This is a genomic window from Pseudomonas sp. SDO52101_S400, from assembly GCF_054071635.1.
Genome location: NZ_JBSVWF010000020.1, coordinates 1 through 16,236, shown reverse-complemented (window position 1 = coordinate 16,236; position 16,236 = coordinate 1). Strand labels below are relative to the sequence as shown.

17 protein-coding genes and 1 pseudogene are annotated in these 16,236 nt (G+C 58.4%); 5 read left to right on the top strand and 13 right to left on the bottom strand.

Going from position 1 to position 16,236, the window contains the following annotated elements; translation table 11 throughout:
* Positions 1–35 precede the first annotated feature (35 nt).
* Both bfr and ACW9HX_RS12495 read right to left on the bottom strand, forming a co-directional pair.
* Positions 36–512, bottom strand: coding sequence for a bacterioferritin (bfr, locus tag ACW9HX_RS12500; RefSeq protein WP_085606754.1), 477 nt, complete (start codon positions 510–512; stop codon positions 36–38).
* A gap of 199 nt (positions 513–711) precedes the next feature.
* Positions 712–930 (bottom strand): bacterioferritin-associated ferredoxin, encoded by a 219-nt coding sequence (locus tag ACW9HX_RS12495; protein ID WP_007953193.1) that lies wholly within the window; start codon positions 928–930, stop codon positions 712–714.
* A gap of 291 nt (positions 931–1,221) precedes the next feature.
* On the opposite strand from ACW9HX_RS12495, the gene ACW9HX_RS12490 reads away from it, so the two are divergent.
* Positions 1,222–1,824 carry a peroxiredoxin gene (locus tag ACW9HX_RS12490; RefSeq protein ID WP_007963972.1) on the top strand — a complete coding sequence of 201 codons (603 nt, stop codon included), beginning with the start codon at positions 1,222–1,224 and terminating at the stop codon, positions 1,822–1,824.
* Between the two features lie 74 nt (positions 1,825–1,898).
* Here ACW9HX_RS12490 and rnt read toward each other — a convergent pair whose 3' ends face one another.
* Together rnt and pyrC are read right to left on the bottom strand one after the other, a co-directional pair.
* Positions 1,899–2,573: a ribonuclease T gene (gene rnt / locus ACW9HX_RS12485; protein ID WP_085709496.1), complete on the bottom strand. Its 675-nt coding sequence runs from the start codon at positions 2,571–2,573 to the stop codon at positions 1,899–1,901.
* Entirely contained in the window at positions 2,570–3,616 is a 1,047-nt protein-coding gene (gene pyrC, locus ACW9HX_RS12480) for a dihydroorotase (RefSeq protein ID WP_095190451.1), read from the bottom strand. Before pyrC ends, rnt begins: the two co-directional genes overlap by 4 nt.
* A gap of 159 nt (positions 3,617–3,775) precedes the next feature.
* Here pyrC and ACW9HX_RS12475 point away from each other — a divergent pair, with 159 nt between their 5' ends.
* Positions 3,776–4,684 (top strand): flagellar protein MotY, encoded by a 909-nt coding sequence (locus ACW9HX_RS12475; RefSeq protein WP_457380852.1) that lies wholly within the window; start codon positions 3,776–3,778, stop codon positions 4,682–4,684.
* A 129-nt stretch (positions 4,685–4,813) separates the two neighbouring features.
* A complete protein-coding gene (locus ACW9HX_RS12470) occupies positions 4,814–6,031 on the top strand; it encodes an argininosuccinate synthase (RefSeq protein WP_007963976.1) in 1,218 nt (405 codons plus the stop codon).
* 161 nt (positions 6,032–6,192) lie between these two features.
* On the opposite strand, the gene ACW9HX_RS12465 is transcribed toward ACW9HX_RS12470, so the two are convergent.
* Positions 6,193–6,777, bottom strand: coding sequence for a hypothetical protein (locus ACW9HX_RS12465; RefSeq protein ID WP_457380851.1), 585 nt, complete (start codon positions 6,775–6,777; stop codon positions 6,193–6,195).
* Between the two features lie 395 nt (positions 6,778–7,172).
* On the opposite strand from ACW9HX_RS12465, the gene ACW9HX_RS12460 reads away from it, so the two are divergent.
* Positions 7,173–7,799: a response regulator transcription factor gene (locus ACW9HX_RS12460; protein WP_085730184.1), complete on the top strand. Its 627-nt coding sequence runs from the start codon at positions 7,173–7,175 to the stop codon at positions 7,797–7,799.
* Between the two features lie 88 nt (positions 7,800–7,887).
* On the opposite strand, the gene ACW9HX_RS12455 is transcribed toward ACW9HX_RS12460, so the two are convergent.
* From ACW9HX_RS12455 to metG, 8 genes and pseudogenes are all read right to left on the bottom strand, one after another.
* Entirely contained in the window at positions 7,888–8,061 is a 174-nt protein-coding gene (locus ACW9HX_RS12455) for a PA3496 family putative envelope integrity protein (protein WP_167443787.1), read from the bottom strand.
* A gap of 107 nt (positions 8,062–8,168) precedes the next feature.
* The gene (gene nth / locus ACW9HX_RS12450) at positions 8,169–8,807 is read right to left on the bottom strand and encodes an endonuclease III (RefSeq protein ID WP_457380850.1); all 639 of its coding nucleotides are present in this window, start codon (positions 8,805–8,807) and stop codon (positions 8,169–8,171) included.
* Positions 8,804–9,385, bottom strand: a complete 582-nt coding sequence (locus ACW9HX_RS12445; protein WP_457380849.1) for an Rnf-Nqr domain containing protein — start codon at positions 9,383–9,385, stop codon at positions 8,804–8,806. Before ACW9HX_RS12445 ends, nth begins: the two co-directional genes overlap by 4 nt.
* Positions 9,382–9,987, bottom strand: coding sequence for an RnfABCDGE type electron transport complex subunit G (locus ACW9HX_RS12440; RefSeq protein ID WP_457380848.1), 606 nt, complete (start codon positions 9,985–9,987; stop codon positions 9,382–9,384). Before ACW9HX_RS12440 ends, ACW9HX_RS12445 begins: the two co-directional genes overlap by 4 nt.
* Positions 9,984–10,967 carry an RnfABCDGE type electron transport complex subunit D gene (locus ACW9HX_RS12435; RefSeq protein ID WP_457380847.1) on the bottom strand — a complete coding sequence of 328 codons (984 nt, stop codon included), beginning with the start codon at positions 10,965–10,967 and terminating at the stop codon, positions 9,984–9,986. The genes ACW9HX_RS12440 and ACW9HX_RS12435 overlap by 4 nt, the downstream gene beginning before the upstream one ends.
* Before the next feature lie 805 nt (positions 10,968–11,772).
* Positions 11,773–12,147, bottom strand: a pseudogene (rsxB, locus tag ACW9HX_RS12430) (electron transport complex subunit RsxB); the annotation flags it as partial.
* A 17-nt stretch (positions 12,148–12,164) separates the two neighbouring features.
* Complete coding sequence (locus ACW9HX_RS12425; RefSeq protein WP_457380846.1) at positions 12,165–12,734, bottom strand: electron transport complex protein RnfA; 570 nt, start codon at positions 12,732–12,734, stop codon at positions 12,165–12,167.
* Positions 12,735–12,865: 131 nt separating this feature from the next.
* Positions 12,866–14,917, bottom strand: a complete 2,052-nt coding sequence (gene metG / locus ACW9HX_RS12420; protein ID WP_457380845.1) for a methionine--tRNA ligase — start codon at positions 14,915–14,917, stop codon at positions 12,866–12,868.
* Between the two features lie 159 nt (positions 14,918–15,076).
* Between metG and apbC the strand changes: the two genes are divergently transcribed.
* The gene (gene apbC, locus ACW9HX_RS12415) at positions 15,077–16,171 is read left to right on the top strand and encodes an iron-sulfur cluster carrier protein ApbC (protein WP_457380844.1); all 1,095 of its coding nucleotides are present in this window, start codon (positions 15,077–15,079) and stop codon (positions 16,169–16,171) included.
* Positions 16,172–16,236 lie beyond the last annotated feature (65 nt).

The following is a 16,236-nucleotide window of genomic DNA, read 5'->3' as shown; positions in this document are numbered from 1 at the left end:
GGGCTTTTTAGTGTCTAGAGTTCAGCGCTTGCTGATTACTCGTCTTCGCCCATCTGCGATTGCAGATAGTTCTCAAGACCGACTTTATCGATCAGGCCCAGTTGGGTTTCCAGCCAATCGATGTGTTCTTCTTCGGATTCGAGAATGTCTTCGAGCAGTTCGCGGCTGCCGAAGTCGCCAACCGATTCGCAGTGAGCGATGGCTGCCTTCAGATCCGCGTGGCCGGTCTTCTCGATACGCAGGTCGCACTCCAGCATTTCCTTGGTGTGCTCGCCAATGTGCAGCTTGCCCAGGTCCTGCACGTTCGGCAGGCCTTCGAGGAACAGGATGCGCTTGATCAGCTTGTCCGCGTGCTTCATCTCGTCGATGGATTCTTTGTACTCGTGCTTGCCGAGCTTGTTCAGGCCCCAATCTTCATACATGCGCGCATGCAGGAAGTACTGATTGATCGCGACCAGCTCATTGGCAAGGATCTTGTTGAGATGCTGGATGACTGTTACGTCGCCTTTCATGATGGGAGTCCTGCCCTAAGTAGCGGTATATAAGGCGGAGTTTGAGCTTGGTATTTATAAGTGTCAAACCTAAGTTATTGAATAATATATGAAAATTAATCGGAATAAGAATGTTTGTGTTCCGCGTCTAGTCGCTAAGCAATTGATTTTCAGGCATAAAAAAACCGGACTTAAGTCCGGTTCTTCGAAATGGGTGCAATCAGGCGGCAGTAAATTCTGCAGGGTAGGGAATCGCGGCCTGGGCGGTTTGCAGCTTGGTCAGGGTTTCGCGTACCACTTCTTTCGCGAGGCAGGCACATTTGCCGCATTGGCTGGCTACGCCGGTGGCCTGACGGACTTCTTTATAGCTGCAGCAACCTTCATAGATCGCTTCGCGGATCTGTCCGTCGGTGACGCCAGTGCAGAGGCAAACATACATAAGTGAGAACCGTCGCTGGTTGTGGCTCAATTGCGATGGATCTTAATGTTAACGAGAATGATTGTCAAAGTGCTTTCCCAACGGTTTTCATCGCGAACGGCTGTGGCTGACGAACGGTGGTGCATGGCTGAATGCCAGCCGGGATTTCGCGAAAAACCGTTAAGGACAGTCGAAAAACGCAGTGTATGATGGTCGGCCCTTGCGAAGGGGGTTTGTGTCACAGGGCTGTCGCCTGAGGGTGGCAGGCTGGCGCGAACCCTGAACTTCAAGTTTCTACACCAGGAGATATCAATGAGCGTACTCGTAGGCAAACAAGCCCCTGACTTCACCGTCCCGGCCGTACTCGGCAATGGCGAGATCGTTGACAGCTTCACCCTGTCCTCGGCCATCAAAGGCAAATACGGCCTGGTGTTCTTCTACCCGCTGGACTTCACCTTTGTCTGCCCGTCCGAGCTGATCGCTCTGGACAACCGCATGGCCGACTTCAAGGCACGCAACGTTGAAGTGGTCGCCGTTTCGATCGACTCGCACTTCACCCACAACGCCTGGCGCAACACCCCGGTCAACAATGGCGGCATCGGCCAGGTGAAATACACCATGGCTGCCGACATGAAGCACGAAATCGCCAAGGCCTACGACGTTGAGTCCGAAGGCGGCGTGGCTTTCCGTGGCGCGTTCCTGATCGACGACAAAGGCGTTGTCCGCTCGCAGATCATCAACGACCTGCCGCTGGGCCGTAACATGGAAGAGCTGATCCGTCTGGTCGACGCTCTGCAATTCCACGAAGAGCACGGCGAAGTCTGCCCTGCCAACTGGAAAAAAGGCGACAAGGGCATGAACGCTTCGCCAGAAGGCGTTGCGGCTTACCTGACCGAGAACGCTGCTGCCCTGTAAGGCGCAACGTCGAGGTACAAAAAAACCGGCTCTTGAGCCGGTTTTTTCATGCGCGGGATTTAATCCGGCGACCATCAGTCGTCGAAGTCTTCCCAGCCGCCCATCTGTTTCCAGCGGTTGACGATGCCGCAGAACAGCTCGGCCGTCTTCTCGGTGTCGTAACGCGCGGAGTGCGCTTCACGGCCATCGAAGTCGATGTCTGCTGCCTGACAGGCCTTGGCCAATACGGTTTGACCGTAGGCCAGACCCGCGAGGGTCGCAGTGTCGAAGCTTGAGAACGGGTGGAACGGATTGCGCTTCATGTCCAGCCGCGCGACGGCAGCATTGAGGAAGCCCAGGTCGAAGCTGCTGTTGTGGCCGACCAGGATCGCCCGCTTGCAACCGTTGGCCTTCAAGGCCTTGCGCACGCCACGGAAGATATCGGTCAGGGCCGTCTCTTCGCTGACCGCCATGCGCAACGGGTGATCGAGTTTGATTCCGGTGAACTCCAGCGCAGCCGCTTCGATGTTGGCGCCTTCGAACGGCTCGACACGGAAGAAGTAGGTGTGGTCCGGGTAGACGAAACCTTTTTCATCCATGGCGATGGTGGTCGCGGCAATCTCCAGCAGTGCGTCGGTGGCCGAGTTGAAACCACCGGTCTCTACGTCGACGACAACCGGCAGGTAGCCGCGAAAGCGTGCTGCCATCGGGTGACGGGAACCGCCGCCACCTTGACCGTCCAGTTCGTCGTCGAAATGGTCTTCACTCACGCGTGTTCCTCCAGCAGGCGCCAGCGCAGTTTTTCACCGGCGCGCAGCGGGATAACGGTCAGCTCGCCGAAAGGCAGGCTGGTCGGGGCGGTCCATTCTTCACGAACCAGAGTAATGCGATCTGTATTCGCCGGCAGGCCATAGAAACGCGGGCCGTTGAGGCTGGCGAACGCTTCGAGCTTGTCCAGCGCATTGCGCTGTTCAAAGGCTTCGGCATACAACTCGATGGCGGCGTACGCGGTGTAGCAGCCGGCGCAGCCGCAGGCGGCTTCCTTGGCGTGCTGGGCGTGCGGTGCCGAGTCGGTGCCGAGGAAGAACTTCGCGCTGCCGCTGGTGGCGGCGTCGAGCAGGGCTTCCTGGTGAGTGTTGCGCTTGAGGATCGGCAGGCAGTAGAAGTGCGGCCGGATCCCGCCCACCAGCATGTGGTTGCGGTTGTACAGCAGGTGATGCGCGGTGATGGTCGCGCCAACGTTGGCCGATGCCTCGTTGACGAACTGCACGGCATCGCCGGTGGTGATGTGTTCGAACACGACCTTGAGCGTCGGGAAACGCTCGACCACGCGGCGCATGTGCTCGTCGATGAAGATTTTCTCGCGGTCGAACACGTCGACGTCGCCACGGGTGACTTCACCGTGGATCAGCAGCGGCATACCGACTTCGGCCATGGCTTCCAGCGCCGGGAAAATCTTGTCGATGCTGGTGACCCCGGAATCGGAGTTGGTGGTGGCGCCGGCCGGGTACAACTTGGCCGCGTGGACAAAACCGCTGGCCTTGGCTTCACGAATTTCTTCGGGTTGGGTACGGTCAGTGAGGTACAGCACCATCAACGGCTCGAAACGACTGCCGGCCGGGCGGGCAGCGAGAATCCGCTGGCGATAGCCGTCGGCTTCAGCGGCGTTGCGCACCGGAGGTACCAGGTTGGGCATGATGATGGCGCGACCAAAGGTGCGCGCAACATCTGCAACGGTATTGGTCAACACGGCACCATCGCGAAGATGAATGTGCCAGTCGTCGGGACGCAGCAGGGTCAGGCGGTCGGACATGAGGGGATTCCAGGCGGGTCAAACTGAGGCGAATGCTACCGGAAAAGACTCTTGCAGGCACTCGCTATCAAGTTTTGCGACGAGCGTCCGATATCCCATAGGTATGCCGTAAACATGTATGTATCGGTCTTTTTGTTGTAGAAGCCAATGGAGCCTCCCGTGCGCCAGCGTTATTTAGCCTTGCTCAGTGTGTTTGCCAGCCTTCCGGCGATGGCGCTGACCTACCAGACCCGTCTGGAGAACATTGAGTGGACGGTCGAGGGCGACAAGTTCGAATGCCGCCTGACGCAGCCGATCACCGATTTCGGCTCGGGCCAGTTCGTGCGCAAGGCCGGGGAGCAGGCGACATTCCGTCTGAACGCCTACAACGCCATGCTCGGCGGTGGTTCGGCGACCTTGATGGCGGCTGCGGCGCCTTGGCAGCCAGGCCGTGGCGATATCAACCTGGGCACGGTCAGGATCGGCAGTGGCAATATCCTGTTCAACAGCTCTCAGGCGCAGGCCGGACAACTGATCAGCGGCCTGATGGACGGACGCAGCCCCGTGGTTCGCCATGCATCGGGCGATGGCCGTGTGTCGGAAGTGCGTCTGTTGCCGGTCAAGTTCAGCAAGGCCTTCAACGACTATCAGGCCTGTGTGGCGAAACTGCTCCCGCAGAATTTCGAGCAGGTCAAACAATCGCAGATCGGATTCCCCGGCGAAGGCATCGAACTGGACGCTGCGGCCAAGGCCAAGCTGCAAGTAATGCTCGAATATATGAAGGCCGATCCGACGGTCAATCATATCGAGCTCGATGGCCACTCCGACAACAGCGGCAATCGCCTGACCAACCGTGAGCTGTCGCGTCGGCGGGCATTGGCGGTGGTCGACTTCTTCAAGGCCAACGGCATCCAGGAATCGCAGATCACCGTGCGCTTCCATGGTGAGCGTTACCCGTTGGTGCCGAACACCAGTGCTGCCAACCGGGCGAAGAACCGTCGGGTCAATGTGCACCTTGCGCGGGTTGCACCGACCACCGCTCCTGCGCCTCAGGCCAGCACACCGGCCAACGCCGCAGCGACTTCCTGACCTGTCGGTCATCGTCGCCCTCTCGACAGATTCTGTCGCTTTGTCGTCTTAAGCTGTCGCGCCTCTGTAAATTATCGCGTTTGAGCGGTAGACTCATCGGCTTTCCGTAGAACCCCGTGGAGTGATGGCATGGCGGACGTAAACAAGGTCGTTCTGGCGTATTCCGGCGGCCTGGACACTTCGGTGATCCTCAAGTGGCTGCAGGATACTTATAACTGTGAAGTAGTGACCTTCACTGCTGACCTGGGTCAGGGCGAAGAGGTCGAGCCGGCTCGCGCCAAGGCGCAGGCCATGGGCGTCAAAGAAATCTACATCGACGACCTGCGCGAAGAATTCGTGCGTGACTTCGTGTTCCCGATGTTCCGTGCCAACACCGTTTACGAAGGCGAGTACCTGCTGGGTACTTCCATCGCACGTCCGCTGATCGCCAAGCGTCTGATCGAAATCGCCAACGAAACCGGCGCCGATGCCATTTCCCACGGCGCGACCGGCAAGGGTAACGACCAGGTACGTTTCGAACTGGGTGCCTACGCGCTCAAGCCAGGCGTGAAAGTGATTGCCCCTTGGCGCGAGTGGGACCTGCTGTCCCGCGAGAAGCTGATGGACTACGCCGAGAAGCACGCGATCCCGATCGAGCGTCACGGCAAGAAGAAATCCCCGTACTCGATGGACGCCAACCTGCTGCACATCTCCTATGAGGGCGGCGTGCTGGAAGACACCTGGACCGAGCACGAAGAAGACATGTGGCGCTGGACCGTCTCCCCGGAGAAGGCTCCTGACACCCCGCAATACCTGGAACTGACCTACCGCAACGGCGACATCGTTGCGCTGGACGGCGTCGAAATGACCCCGGCCACTGTACTGGCGACCCTGAACAAGATCGGTGGTCAACACGGTATCGGCCGTCTCGACATCGTCGAGAACCGTTATGTCGGCATGAAGTCCCGTGGTTGCTACGAAACCCCGGGCGGCACCATCATGCTGCGTGCTCACCGCGCCATCGAATCGATCACTCTGGACCGCGAAGTCGCTCACTTGAAAGACGAGTTGATGCCGAAGTACGCCAGCCTGATCTACACCGGCTACTGGTGGAGCCCTGAGCGTCTGATGCTGCAACAGATGATCGACGCTTCCCAGGTCAACGTGAACGGCGTTGTACGCCTGAAGCTGTACAAGGGCAACGTGATCGTGACCGGCCGCAAGTCCGACGATTCGCTGTTCGACGCCAACATCGCGACCTTCGAAGAAGACGGCGGCGCCTACAACCAGGCTGACGCGGCGGGTTTCATCAAGCTCAATGCGCTGCGCATGCGTATTGCCGCCAACAAAGGCCGCAAGCTGTTCTGAGTCCTTCGGGCCAGACGTGAAATAGCGGTCTTGTCGTTCTGACAAGACCGCTATGCTGCAAAACCTTTCTGTTTACCTGATCGTTGTAGATCAGCGTTCCCGAATTCATCTGTTGTACTGTGTGCATTGCATTAATGTACTTCGTGTCTCTGTGCCTCAATTTAAACTCTTCCCAATACAGTGATGTTCAGCAAGTGAACGTCGTAAATAATACAATACGTCGTCCCTATGGCTTTCCTTCCTCGTTTGAGCGATTTAGCGATGTTTTCTTTCGGTAAAATCTCTGACATATCATTCGTTAAAATGAGGAATATTCTGAGCGAGTGCTTGGCGGGTTGTGGGATTTTTTCCAGGAGTGTGTTTATTTTTGATTCGGCGCTGATGCCCCGAATGTCAATGATACACAGCGTGCTCAGTGGTTTCGGTAGTTTTACAGTTTTAACTCCAGTAATCAGTTGGTCAGTCGGTACTCCGGACAAATCGACATTGTTATCTTCAAAAGCTTTCAGAAAGTTCTTGTCGTCATCAAAGTCCGAAGGTGCATAAAGGGATCGGTAGTTGAAATTCAAGGTGATGAAGAACAGGAACAATAAATAGAATGGAAAGCTGATCAGGAACCAGATGTAGATTTCCCGTTCGTCATTGTCAAGGAAGGGCAGGGACACCGCCGCGGACGTTTCGGAGATGAACGCGAATATGGCGATGACACTGATGGGGTTGGTGATTTTTTTGTTGATCTTTAACATATTCTTTACTCATGAGTATGATCTTTCTCGTCATGTTGGGTCGCTTGAGTTGTTGTAAGGGGGAGGAGATGTTTTTGTCCCCGACACCTGGTATTTATATTAAAAACGGTCGGGTGGATATAAGTATGTTGTTTCGGTTTTTTGTCGTGCCGAGTTCCTCTTTTCAGGACTCGCTTCTCGATAAGCCAGTGTTGCAGGTCAAATGATTTTCAAGTGACCACTCGAGCTGGATGTCTAGTCTCTACATTTATGAGTCTTTTCTGTAGGAGAAATCTTTATTGGCTGTAGGAAGTGTCTCTCGCTACTGGTGCAACGGAACTTCGCTATGCCATGGATGAAATGACTACGTTATTGTGCCGGTTCTAAAAATTCGAACAGCGAAACTGGACTTGCCCATGAATAAAGTGCTGATCGTGGATGATCACCCCGTCATTCGTCTTGCGGTGCGTATGCTGATGGAACGTCATGGCTACGAAGTCATTGCAGAAACGGATAACGGAGTGGACGCATTACAACTGGCTCGCGACCAGATGCCCGATATTGTCATTCTGGATATCGGTATACCGAAACTTGATGGACTGGAAGTCATTGCGCGTCTTACGACAAGTGCGATGCCTTTGAAGGTGTTGGTGTTGACGTCCCAGGCTCCGGGCCATTTTTCCATGCGCTGCATGCAGTCGGGAGCGGCAGGATATGTTTGCAAACAACAGGATCTGACCGAGCTGCTCAGCGCTATCAAGGCTGTACTGTCCGGATACAGTTATTTTCCGAATCAGGCATTGCACACCGTACGTACCAGCCTGGGCAATGCCAGTGAAGCCGACATGGTCGATCGCCTGTCCGGGCGCGAGATGATGGTGTTGCAGCAGCTGGCACGGGGCAAGACCAACAAGGAAATTGCCGATGGCATGTTTCTGAGCAACAAGACTGTCAGCACCTACAAGACACGGTTGCTGTTGAAGCTCAACGCGCGTTCACTGGTGGATCTGATCGAACTGGCACAGCGCAATGGCCTGGTCTGACCGCTTAAGCCGCTGAGGGATCCTGGGCAGGTCGGCATCAGCTTGCAGCAGAAATGAAAAAGCCTCCGTTGCGGGAGGCTTTCAAATGTCAGAGATCAAAGTCGTAATCGGCCAATTGCTTCTGCAGTCGGCGTTCCTCAAGCATGTTATCGATGGTGCGGCGTTTACTCAGATTGGTCTTGGCGACCTCAACCACCGGTTCGTCGTCAGCATCTGCGACGAAATCGTCTTCTACGTCCACTTGCTCTTTGCTGGTGCTCATAAGATTAACTCCAGGCTAAGGCTGCCTTTGGCGCTCCTTATATCGATATTCCAGCAGATCGTAAAAAAGATTTTTTCAATCGCAATATCAATAAACTTAATAGGCGCTCAATCGTCCGAAGTTTTGGCCTTGTATTCGCACAAGTCTTCGATCCGACAGCTGCCGCACCGCGGCTTGCGGGCCAGGCACACGTAGCGCCCGTGAAGAATGAGCCAGTGGTGCGAATCGAGCAGGTATTGTTTGGGGACAAACTTCATCAGTTTGTTCTCAACCTCGACCACGTTCTTGCCAGGTGCGATGCCGGTGCGGTTGCTGACCCGGAAAATGTGAGTGTCCACCGCCATCGTCAATTGCCGGAACGCGGTATTGAGCACGACGTTGGCGGTCTTGCGGCCGACGCCGGGCAGGGCTTCCAGTTCTTCGCGCGTCTGCGGGACTTCGCCATTGTGGCGTTCGACCAGCAGGCGGCAGGTTTCGATCACGTTTTTGGCCTTGCTGTTATAGAGGCCGATGGTCTTGATGTACTCGGACAAACCTTCGACGCCCAAGGCATGAATGGCGGCCGGCGTGTTGGCTACCGGGTAAAGCTTCGCCGTCGCCTTGTTCACCCCGACGTCAGTCGATTGTGCGGACAGAATCACCGCGATCAACAACTCGAAAGGCGAAGAGTAGGCGAGTTCGGTCTTGGGTTCGGGATTGTCCTCGTGAAGCCTGCGGAAGATCTCCAGACGTTTTGCGGCATTCATGGGTGATGCGTTTCCTCGGGTAGGGCGGCAGGGCGAGTCCAGGCCTGACGGGCGGCGAGCACCAGCCCCAGCAGTATGAAGGCGCCGGGAGCCAGCGTCGCGAAATGCAGACCGTCGCCGAACAGAATCAAACCTTGCCAGTGATCCGACAGGTGATGGCCGATGCTGCCCTGACCGAGCAACTCACGCAACACCGCCAGCACGGTCATCAGTACGGCAAACAAACCGCACAGTTTCAGACGTGCTCTGGCTGGCAGTCGAAAGAATCCATTGTGTTCGAATATGACGCACTGCAAACCGATCAGGCCGGCGTAAAGGCTGATCAGTTGTTGCCACTGCACAGCGCCGCGCTGCAGCAGAATATCGGCGCACCCCGCCAGCGTTGCAGCCAGCACCAGGCTGACCGGCAACAGGCTCCCGGAGCTCAGTCGAGTCCGCAGTGGTGTCATGCACAAACCGTAAGCACTCACCACAACGGCGAACATCAGCAGGATCGCCAGCGCTCCGGCCACGGATTCAGTGGCGCCGATCAACAGCACCAGCATCATTGAGTTCGACAGGGGCGTTGACGTGTTCATGGCGCACTCCCCAGCAGGGTTGTCCGGTGGTCGTCGAAGTAACGCAGAGCATCGTGGATGGCGTTGATGGCCGCGCGGGACGTGATGGTTGCGCCAGCGATCTGGTCAAATTGCCCCTGATCCTTTTTCAAAGCCCATCCGGCATCCGTCGGTTGGCTGCTGGATTTGCCGCTAAACACCTGCAACCAACTATTTGGCCAGTCACCGATATGCCCGCCCAGTGCCGGGGTTTCAGTTTGCTCCAAGGTTTTCACGCCGAGCAATCGGCCGTTGGCATCGATGGCAATCAGCAACTCGATGCGACCCGCATAACCCTCGGTCCGGGTGCGCAGCAGCACCGCCACGGGTTGGCCGGCTCTGGTCGCTCGATAGCCGCCCAGCAACTCGCTGTGGCTCAGGTGGGTGTCGGTCAGTGCCAGAGGCTGTTCCAGAGGCTGATTGTCGTAGGCGTCGACTGAAAGTACATCCAGCAACTTGCGACTTTCGAGCTGGCGCTGTTCAGCGGCGATGTGCGGCGCATTGCTGCGTTGCACAAGACAAGTCATGCCGATTCCTGCCGTTGTCAGCAGCAACAGGGTGATCAGGCTGCCTATACGGTTCATGGCATCACCTGCGCCTGACGGGCAGCGGCGAAGCGTTCCAGTGCCGGCACGCACAGGTTCATCAGCAACACCGCAAATGCCACCCCATCCGGATAACCGCCCCAGGTGCGAATCAGGTAAGTCAGCAGGCCGACGCCTACGCCAAACAGCAAACGGGCAAGTGGGCTCTTTGCGCCGGATACCGGCTCCGTGACGATGAAGAAGGCGCCAACCATGGTAGCGCCGCTCAACAGATGGAACAGCGGCGAGCCATGGGAGTCGGATCCCGAACCGTTCCAGCAAAGCAAACTGATGAAGAACAGGCTGGCAAGCATGCCTACCGGTGCGTGCCAGCCAATTACCTTGCGCTGTAGCAGAAACAGTCCACCGGCGAGAAACGCCAGGTTCACCCACTCCACGCCATGACCGCCGAAACGGCCGAATGCCGGATTACTGGCAAACAGCTCATCGATCGTCAGGCTTTTGTTGATCCGCAGGCTGTCCAGTGCTGTGGCCTGGACCCAGGCATCCGGCGCCGCGCCGAGGTTGAACACCTGGCCCACGGTCGCCGCCAAATCCATACCATGGGACGGCCAATGGGTCATCGGCTGCGGGAACATCACCATCGTCAGTGCAAAACCGAGCATGGCCGGATTGAACGGGTTTCGGCCAACGCCACCGTACAAGTGTTTGCCCAATAGCAGGCCAGAGCCGATTGCCGTGACCGTCAGCCACCACGGGCAATAAGGTGGCAGGGCGATTGCCAGCAGTGTAGCGCTGACCACCGCGCTGCCATCGGTCAATGTGGTTTGCAGCGGTTGGCGGCGCAAACGCGTCACGGTGGCTTCGACACTCAATGCCGTGGCAACGGACAGGATCAGGTTGATCAGCACGCCCCAACCGTAAAACCAGAACAACGCCAACAGCCCCGGCAATGTCGCCAGCAAAACCAGCTTCATTGCCTGTTGCAGGCGTTCGTCTCTGGTTTCAATGGATGACATGGGCTTCCACCTGCCGCTCCGCCTCTTGCAGGCGGGTGCGGGCCTTGTCGAGGACTTCGGCTGGCGTGCCGTCACGCCGCTGCAGTTTGTTCAGGTCGGCGCGCGCGTAGGCCAGTTCGGTTTTCAGCTGACGAAGCTGGTTGTCGATCGGACGTTTCTCCACGCGCACAAGCTCGGGAACCGGTTGATCGCTCGCGGCTTCGGCGTCATGCAACGCTTGCTCGGCTTCACGCAGGGCTTGTTCCAGCGCTGCAATCTGCTCCGGCGGAGCCTCTGCGGTTTGCGCTTTTTTCAGCTCGGCACGGCGCATCGCCAGCTGGATTTTCGCCCGTTTCAGGTCGGCGTCTTTTGCCGGGGCTGCCACGACCGGCGCAGGTGCGGCGCTGCTTTCCAGTTTCGCCAAGGCCTGCTCGGCGGCTTCGAATTGCTGCTGCAACACGATCAATTGCGACTGTTGTTCGAAGGTCGGTGGATGACCGAAGGCTTTCAGCGATTTGTGCAACTGAGCGCGGCTCATGGCCACATCGATCTTGGCCTTTTTCAGCGCGGCGTCGGCGGTCGCGGCTTTTTGCGCTCGTACCCGTTCCAGCGCAGCCTGCACCGGATCGAGCGTGGCGGCTGCGACTTCAACCTGCGCCGCACGTTGCGCACGGGCCTCGCGTTCGGCTTGCTTCTGCTGCTCTTCTCTATGCAGCCGGGCGTTACGCCGTTCGAAGCGTTGCCGGGCATGATCGCGCTTGGCGGTGCGTGCCTGTTGTTCTTCAAGGCTGTGTGCCAGGCCACCTACCACCGGCAGCGTGCCCAGAGGCAGCGGGTGCATCTCGATGCAGTCAACCGGGCAGGGCGCCACGCACAGATCGCAACCGGTGCATTCGTCGATGATGACGGTGTGCATCAGTTTTGCTGCGCCGACGATGGCGTCGATCGGGCAGGCCTGGATGCACTTGGTGCAGCCGATGCATTCGGCTTCGCGGATGTAGGCCACTTGCGGGGGCGCGGAGCCACGGCTGATGTCCAGCTCGAGCACCGGGATTTTCAACAGTTCGGCCAGCGCCGCGATGGTTTCTTCGCCGCCCGGCGGGCACTTGTTGATTGGCTCACCTTCGGCGATGCCTTCAGCGTAGGGTTTGCATCCGGGATGACCGCACTTGCCGCATTGGGTCTGCGGCAGCAAGGCGTCGATGCGTTGAATCAGACTCATGTTTTGATCAGTCCACTGAATCCGAGAAAAGCCACCGCCATCAGTCCGGCTCCGATCAACAGGATCGGCAAACCACGAAAGGGCAGGGGAATATCGTTGTCGGCTGTGCGTTCGCGCAGATCGCTGAACAGGCTCAACACCAGCCAGAAACCCAGACCGGCGCCAAGACTCAGGGCTGTCGCATGCAACAGGCCTTTGTCCTCTTGCGCGTTGATCAGCGTCAGTCCCAGCACACCGGCATTGCCCAGCAGCAGTGGCCACAAACCGTCGAATGGCAGCGTGGGTCGCCAATGTGCCAACAGCTTCAGCAACGGCGTGATCAGCAGGACGCTCAGCGGCAGAAACACAAACAGCCGCAGGAACTCCAGTTGCAACGGCACCAGCAGCCAATGCCAGATCGCATAACCCGTCACACCAACAATCAACATCAGGCATAACGTTGCCAGCCCCAGCGCATGCACTTGACGGCGATCACCGGCCAGCAGCGGATCGACGCCCAGCGGCCAGTGCAACACGAAGTTGTTGATCAGCGCAGCACTGAAGAGCGTAAGCACGAGTTCGGTCATGGTTCTGCCGGTGAGAGCGGGCGGGTGTTACTAAAGATTAGGCATTATCCGGCTGCTATGGAGGATGGGCCAGATATGAAAAATCCCACAGGCGCACGGGGTACGCCTGTGGGATCGATCAGTGCAAAACCTTACTTGATGCGCTGACCCGGCTTGGCGCCGCTGTCCGGGCTCAGCAGGTAGATTTCTTCACCGCCAGGGCCAGCCGCCATCACCATGCCTTCGGAGATGCCGAATTTCATTTTCCGTGGCTTGAGGTTGGCGATCATCATGGTCAGACGCCCGTCGAGTTTCGACGGATCCGGGTAGGCGCTCTTGATCCCGGAGAACACGTTGCGTTGCTCGTCACCGATGTCGAGGGTCAGACGCAGCAGCTTGTCTGCGCCCTCAACGTGTTCGGCCTTGACGATCAGTGCCACGCGCAGATCGACGGCGGCGAAGGTGTCGAAGTCGATTTCCGGCGACAGCGGATCCTTGGCCAGTTCGCCATTGCCGGCAGGCGCGGTGGTGCCGGTGTCGGTCTGGCTGGCGGTAAGGTCTTCTTTCGAGGCGTCGGTCATGGCTTGTACTTTTACCGGGTCGATGCGGGTCATCAACGGCTTGAATTCGTTCAACTGGTGGTTGGCCAGCAGCGTGGTGTGGTCGTTCCAGGTCAGCGGGGCGACGTTGAGGAACGCCTCGGCATCGGCAGCCAGTACTGGCAACACCGGTTTGAGGAAGATCACCAACTGGCGGAACAGGTTGATCGCCGTGGCGCAAACCGCCTGGACTTCATCCTGCTTGCCTTCCTGCTTGTTCAGCGACCACGGTGCTTTGTCGGCGATCCAGGCGTTGGCGCGGTCGGCCAGGGCCATGGTTTCGCGCATGGCACGGGCAAAGTCGCGGGCCTCATAGGCGTCGGCGATGCTCGGTGCTGCGGCCAGGAACGCTTCGGTCAGTTCCGGTGCGGCGTTGCTGTTCACCAGCAGGCCGGCGTTGCCTTTCTGGATGAAACCGGCGCAACGGCTGGCGATGTTGACGACTTTGCCGACCAGATCGGAGTTGACCTTCTGCACGAAGTCTTCGAGGTTCAGGTCGAGGTCGTCCACGCCACGGCCCAGTTTGGCCGCGTAGTAGTAGCGCAGGTATTCCGGCGACAGGTGATCCAGGTAGGTACGGGCCTTGATGAAGGTGCCGCGGGACTTGGACATCTTCTGACCGTTGACGGTCAGGTAGCCGTGCACGTTGATCCCGGTCGGCTTGCGGAAACCCGCACCTTCGAGCATCGCCGGCCAGAACAGGGCGTGGAAGTTGACGATGTCCTTGCCGATGAAGTGGTACAGCTCGGCGGTGGAGTCCTTGCCCCAGAACGCGTCGAAGTCCAGCTCCGGCGTGCGGTTGCACAGGTTCTTGAAGCTGGCCATGTAGCCGATCGGTGCGTCCAGCCACACGTAGAAATACTTGCCCGGCTCGCCCGGGATCTCGAAGCCGAAGTACGGCGCATCGCGGGAGATGTCCCACTGTTGCAGGCCGGCGTCCAGCCATTCGGCGATCTTGTTGGCCACGGCGTCCTGCAGGGTGCCGCTGCGGGTCCAGGTCTGCAGCATCTGCTGGAAGTCCGGCAACTTGAAGAAGAAGTGCTGGGAATCCTTGAGCACCGGGGTGGCGCCGGAGATTGCCGACTTCGGATCCTTCAGGTCGGTCGGCGCGTAGGTCGCACCGCATTTTTCGCAGTTGTCGCCGTACTGGTCTTCGGTGCCGCATTTCGGGCAGGTGCCCTTGATGAAGCGGTCGGCCAGGAACATTTTCTTTTCCGGGTCGAAATACTGGGTGATCGAACGTTGGGCGATGTGCCCGGCATCACGCAGCTTCAGGTAGATCTGGCTCGACAGCTCACGGTTTTCTTCGGCGTGAGTGGAGTGGAAGTTGTCGAAGTTGACCAGGAACTCGGCAAAGTCGGCGCTGTGTTCAGCCTGCACGTTGGCGATCAGTTGTTCCGGGGTGATGCCTTCCTTTTCCGCGCGCAGCATGATCGCCGAACCGTGGGCGTCGTCGGCGCAGACATAGATGCACTGATTGCCGCGATGCTTCTGGAAGCGCACCCACATATCGGTCTGGATGTATTCCAGCATATGGCCAAGGTGGATCGAACCGTTGGCGTAGGGCAGGGCGCTGGTGACGAGAATCTTGCGTGGTTCGGACATGTGGGGCTTCGCTACTTGATGAAACGGAGGTCGGCCACTATAAAGCGCCGGGAAAGATATTTCACCCCTGCAAATCGTTGCCGGGCATGCCGTCCGGAGGACAGAAGGGGTAGGATACCCGCCATCTTTCTTTTCCCAGTCTTGTTATCGGAGTTGCCCATGAGTGCCGTCACTCGCGCAGCGGTGGAAGCCGTCCTCAGCCAATACACCGACCCCTACCTGAACCAGGACCCGGTCAGCGCCGGTTGCGTGCGCAACATCGAAATCACCGGTGACCGCGTCAGCGTGCAGCTGGAAATCGGTTATGCCGCCGGTCTGTTCAAGAGCGGCTGGGCGCAATTGCTGCAACTGGCCATCGAGAACCTCGACGGCGTGGTGTCGGCAAAGGTCGAGGTCAGCAGCGTGATCGCCGCGCACAAGGCCCAGGCGCAGATTCCGGGGCTGGCCAACGTCAAGAACGTGGTCGCCGTCGCGTCGGGCAAGGGCGGCGTGGGCAAATCCACCACCGCTGCCAACCTGGCGCTGGCGCTGGCCCGTGAAGGTGCGAAAGTCGGGATCCTTGATGCCGATATCTACGGCCCTAGCCAAGGCATCATGTTCGGCATTCCCGAAGGCACCCGCCCGCAGGTCAAGGATCAGAAGTGGTTCGTGCCGCTGCAGGCCCATGGCGTGGAAGTCATGTCGATGGCCTTCCTGACCGACGACAACACGCCGATGGTCTGGCGTGGTCCGATGGTCTCCGGCGCGCTGCTGCAACTGGTCACACAAACCGCCTGGGGCGACCTGGATTATCTGGTCATCGACATGCCGCCAGGCACCGGCGACATCCAGCTGACCCTGGCGCAGAAAGTCCCGGTGGCTGGCGCCGTGATCGTCACCACGCCACAGGATCTGGCGCTGCTCGACGCACGCAAGGGCGTCGAGATGTTCCGCAAGGTCAACATTCCGGTGCTGGGCGTGGTGGAGAACATGGCCGTGCACATCTGCTCGAACTGCGGACACGCCGAGCATCTGTTCGGTGAGGGCGGGGGCGAGAAACTGGCGACCCAGTTCGGCGTCGAACTGCTGGCGTCGCTGCCGCTGTCGATGCTGATCCGCGAACAGGCCGATGGCGGCAAGCCGACAGTGATTTCCGAGCCGGACAGCCAGATCGCGATGGTTTACCAGGAACTGGCCCGCCACGTCGGCGCGCGGATCGTGTTGCAGGAAGCGGCGTCGCCGGCGATGCCGAACATCACCATCAGCGACGATTGATGGTCTGAAACACATTCAATTGTGGGAGCGGGCTTGCTCGCGAAAGCGGTGGATCAGACAACGAA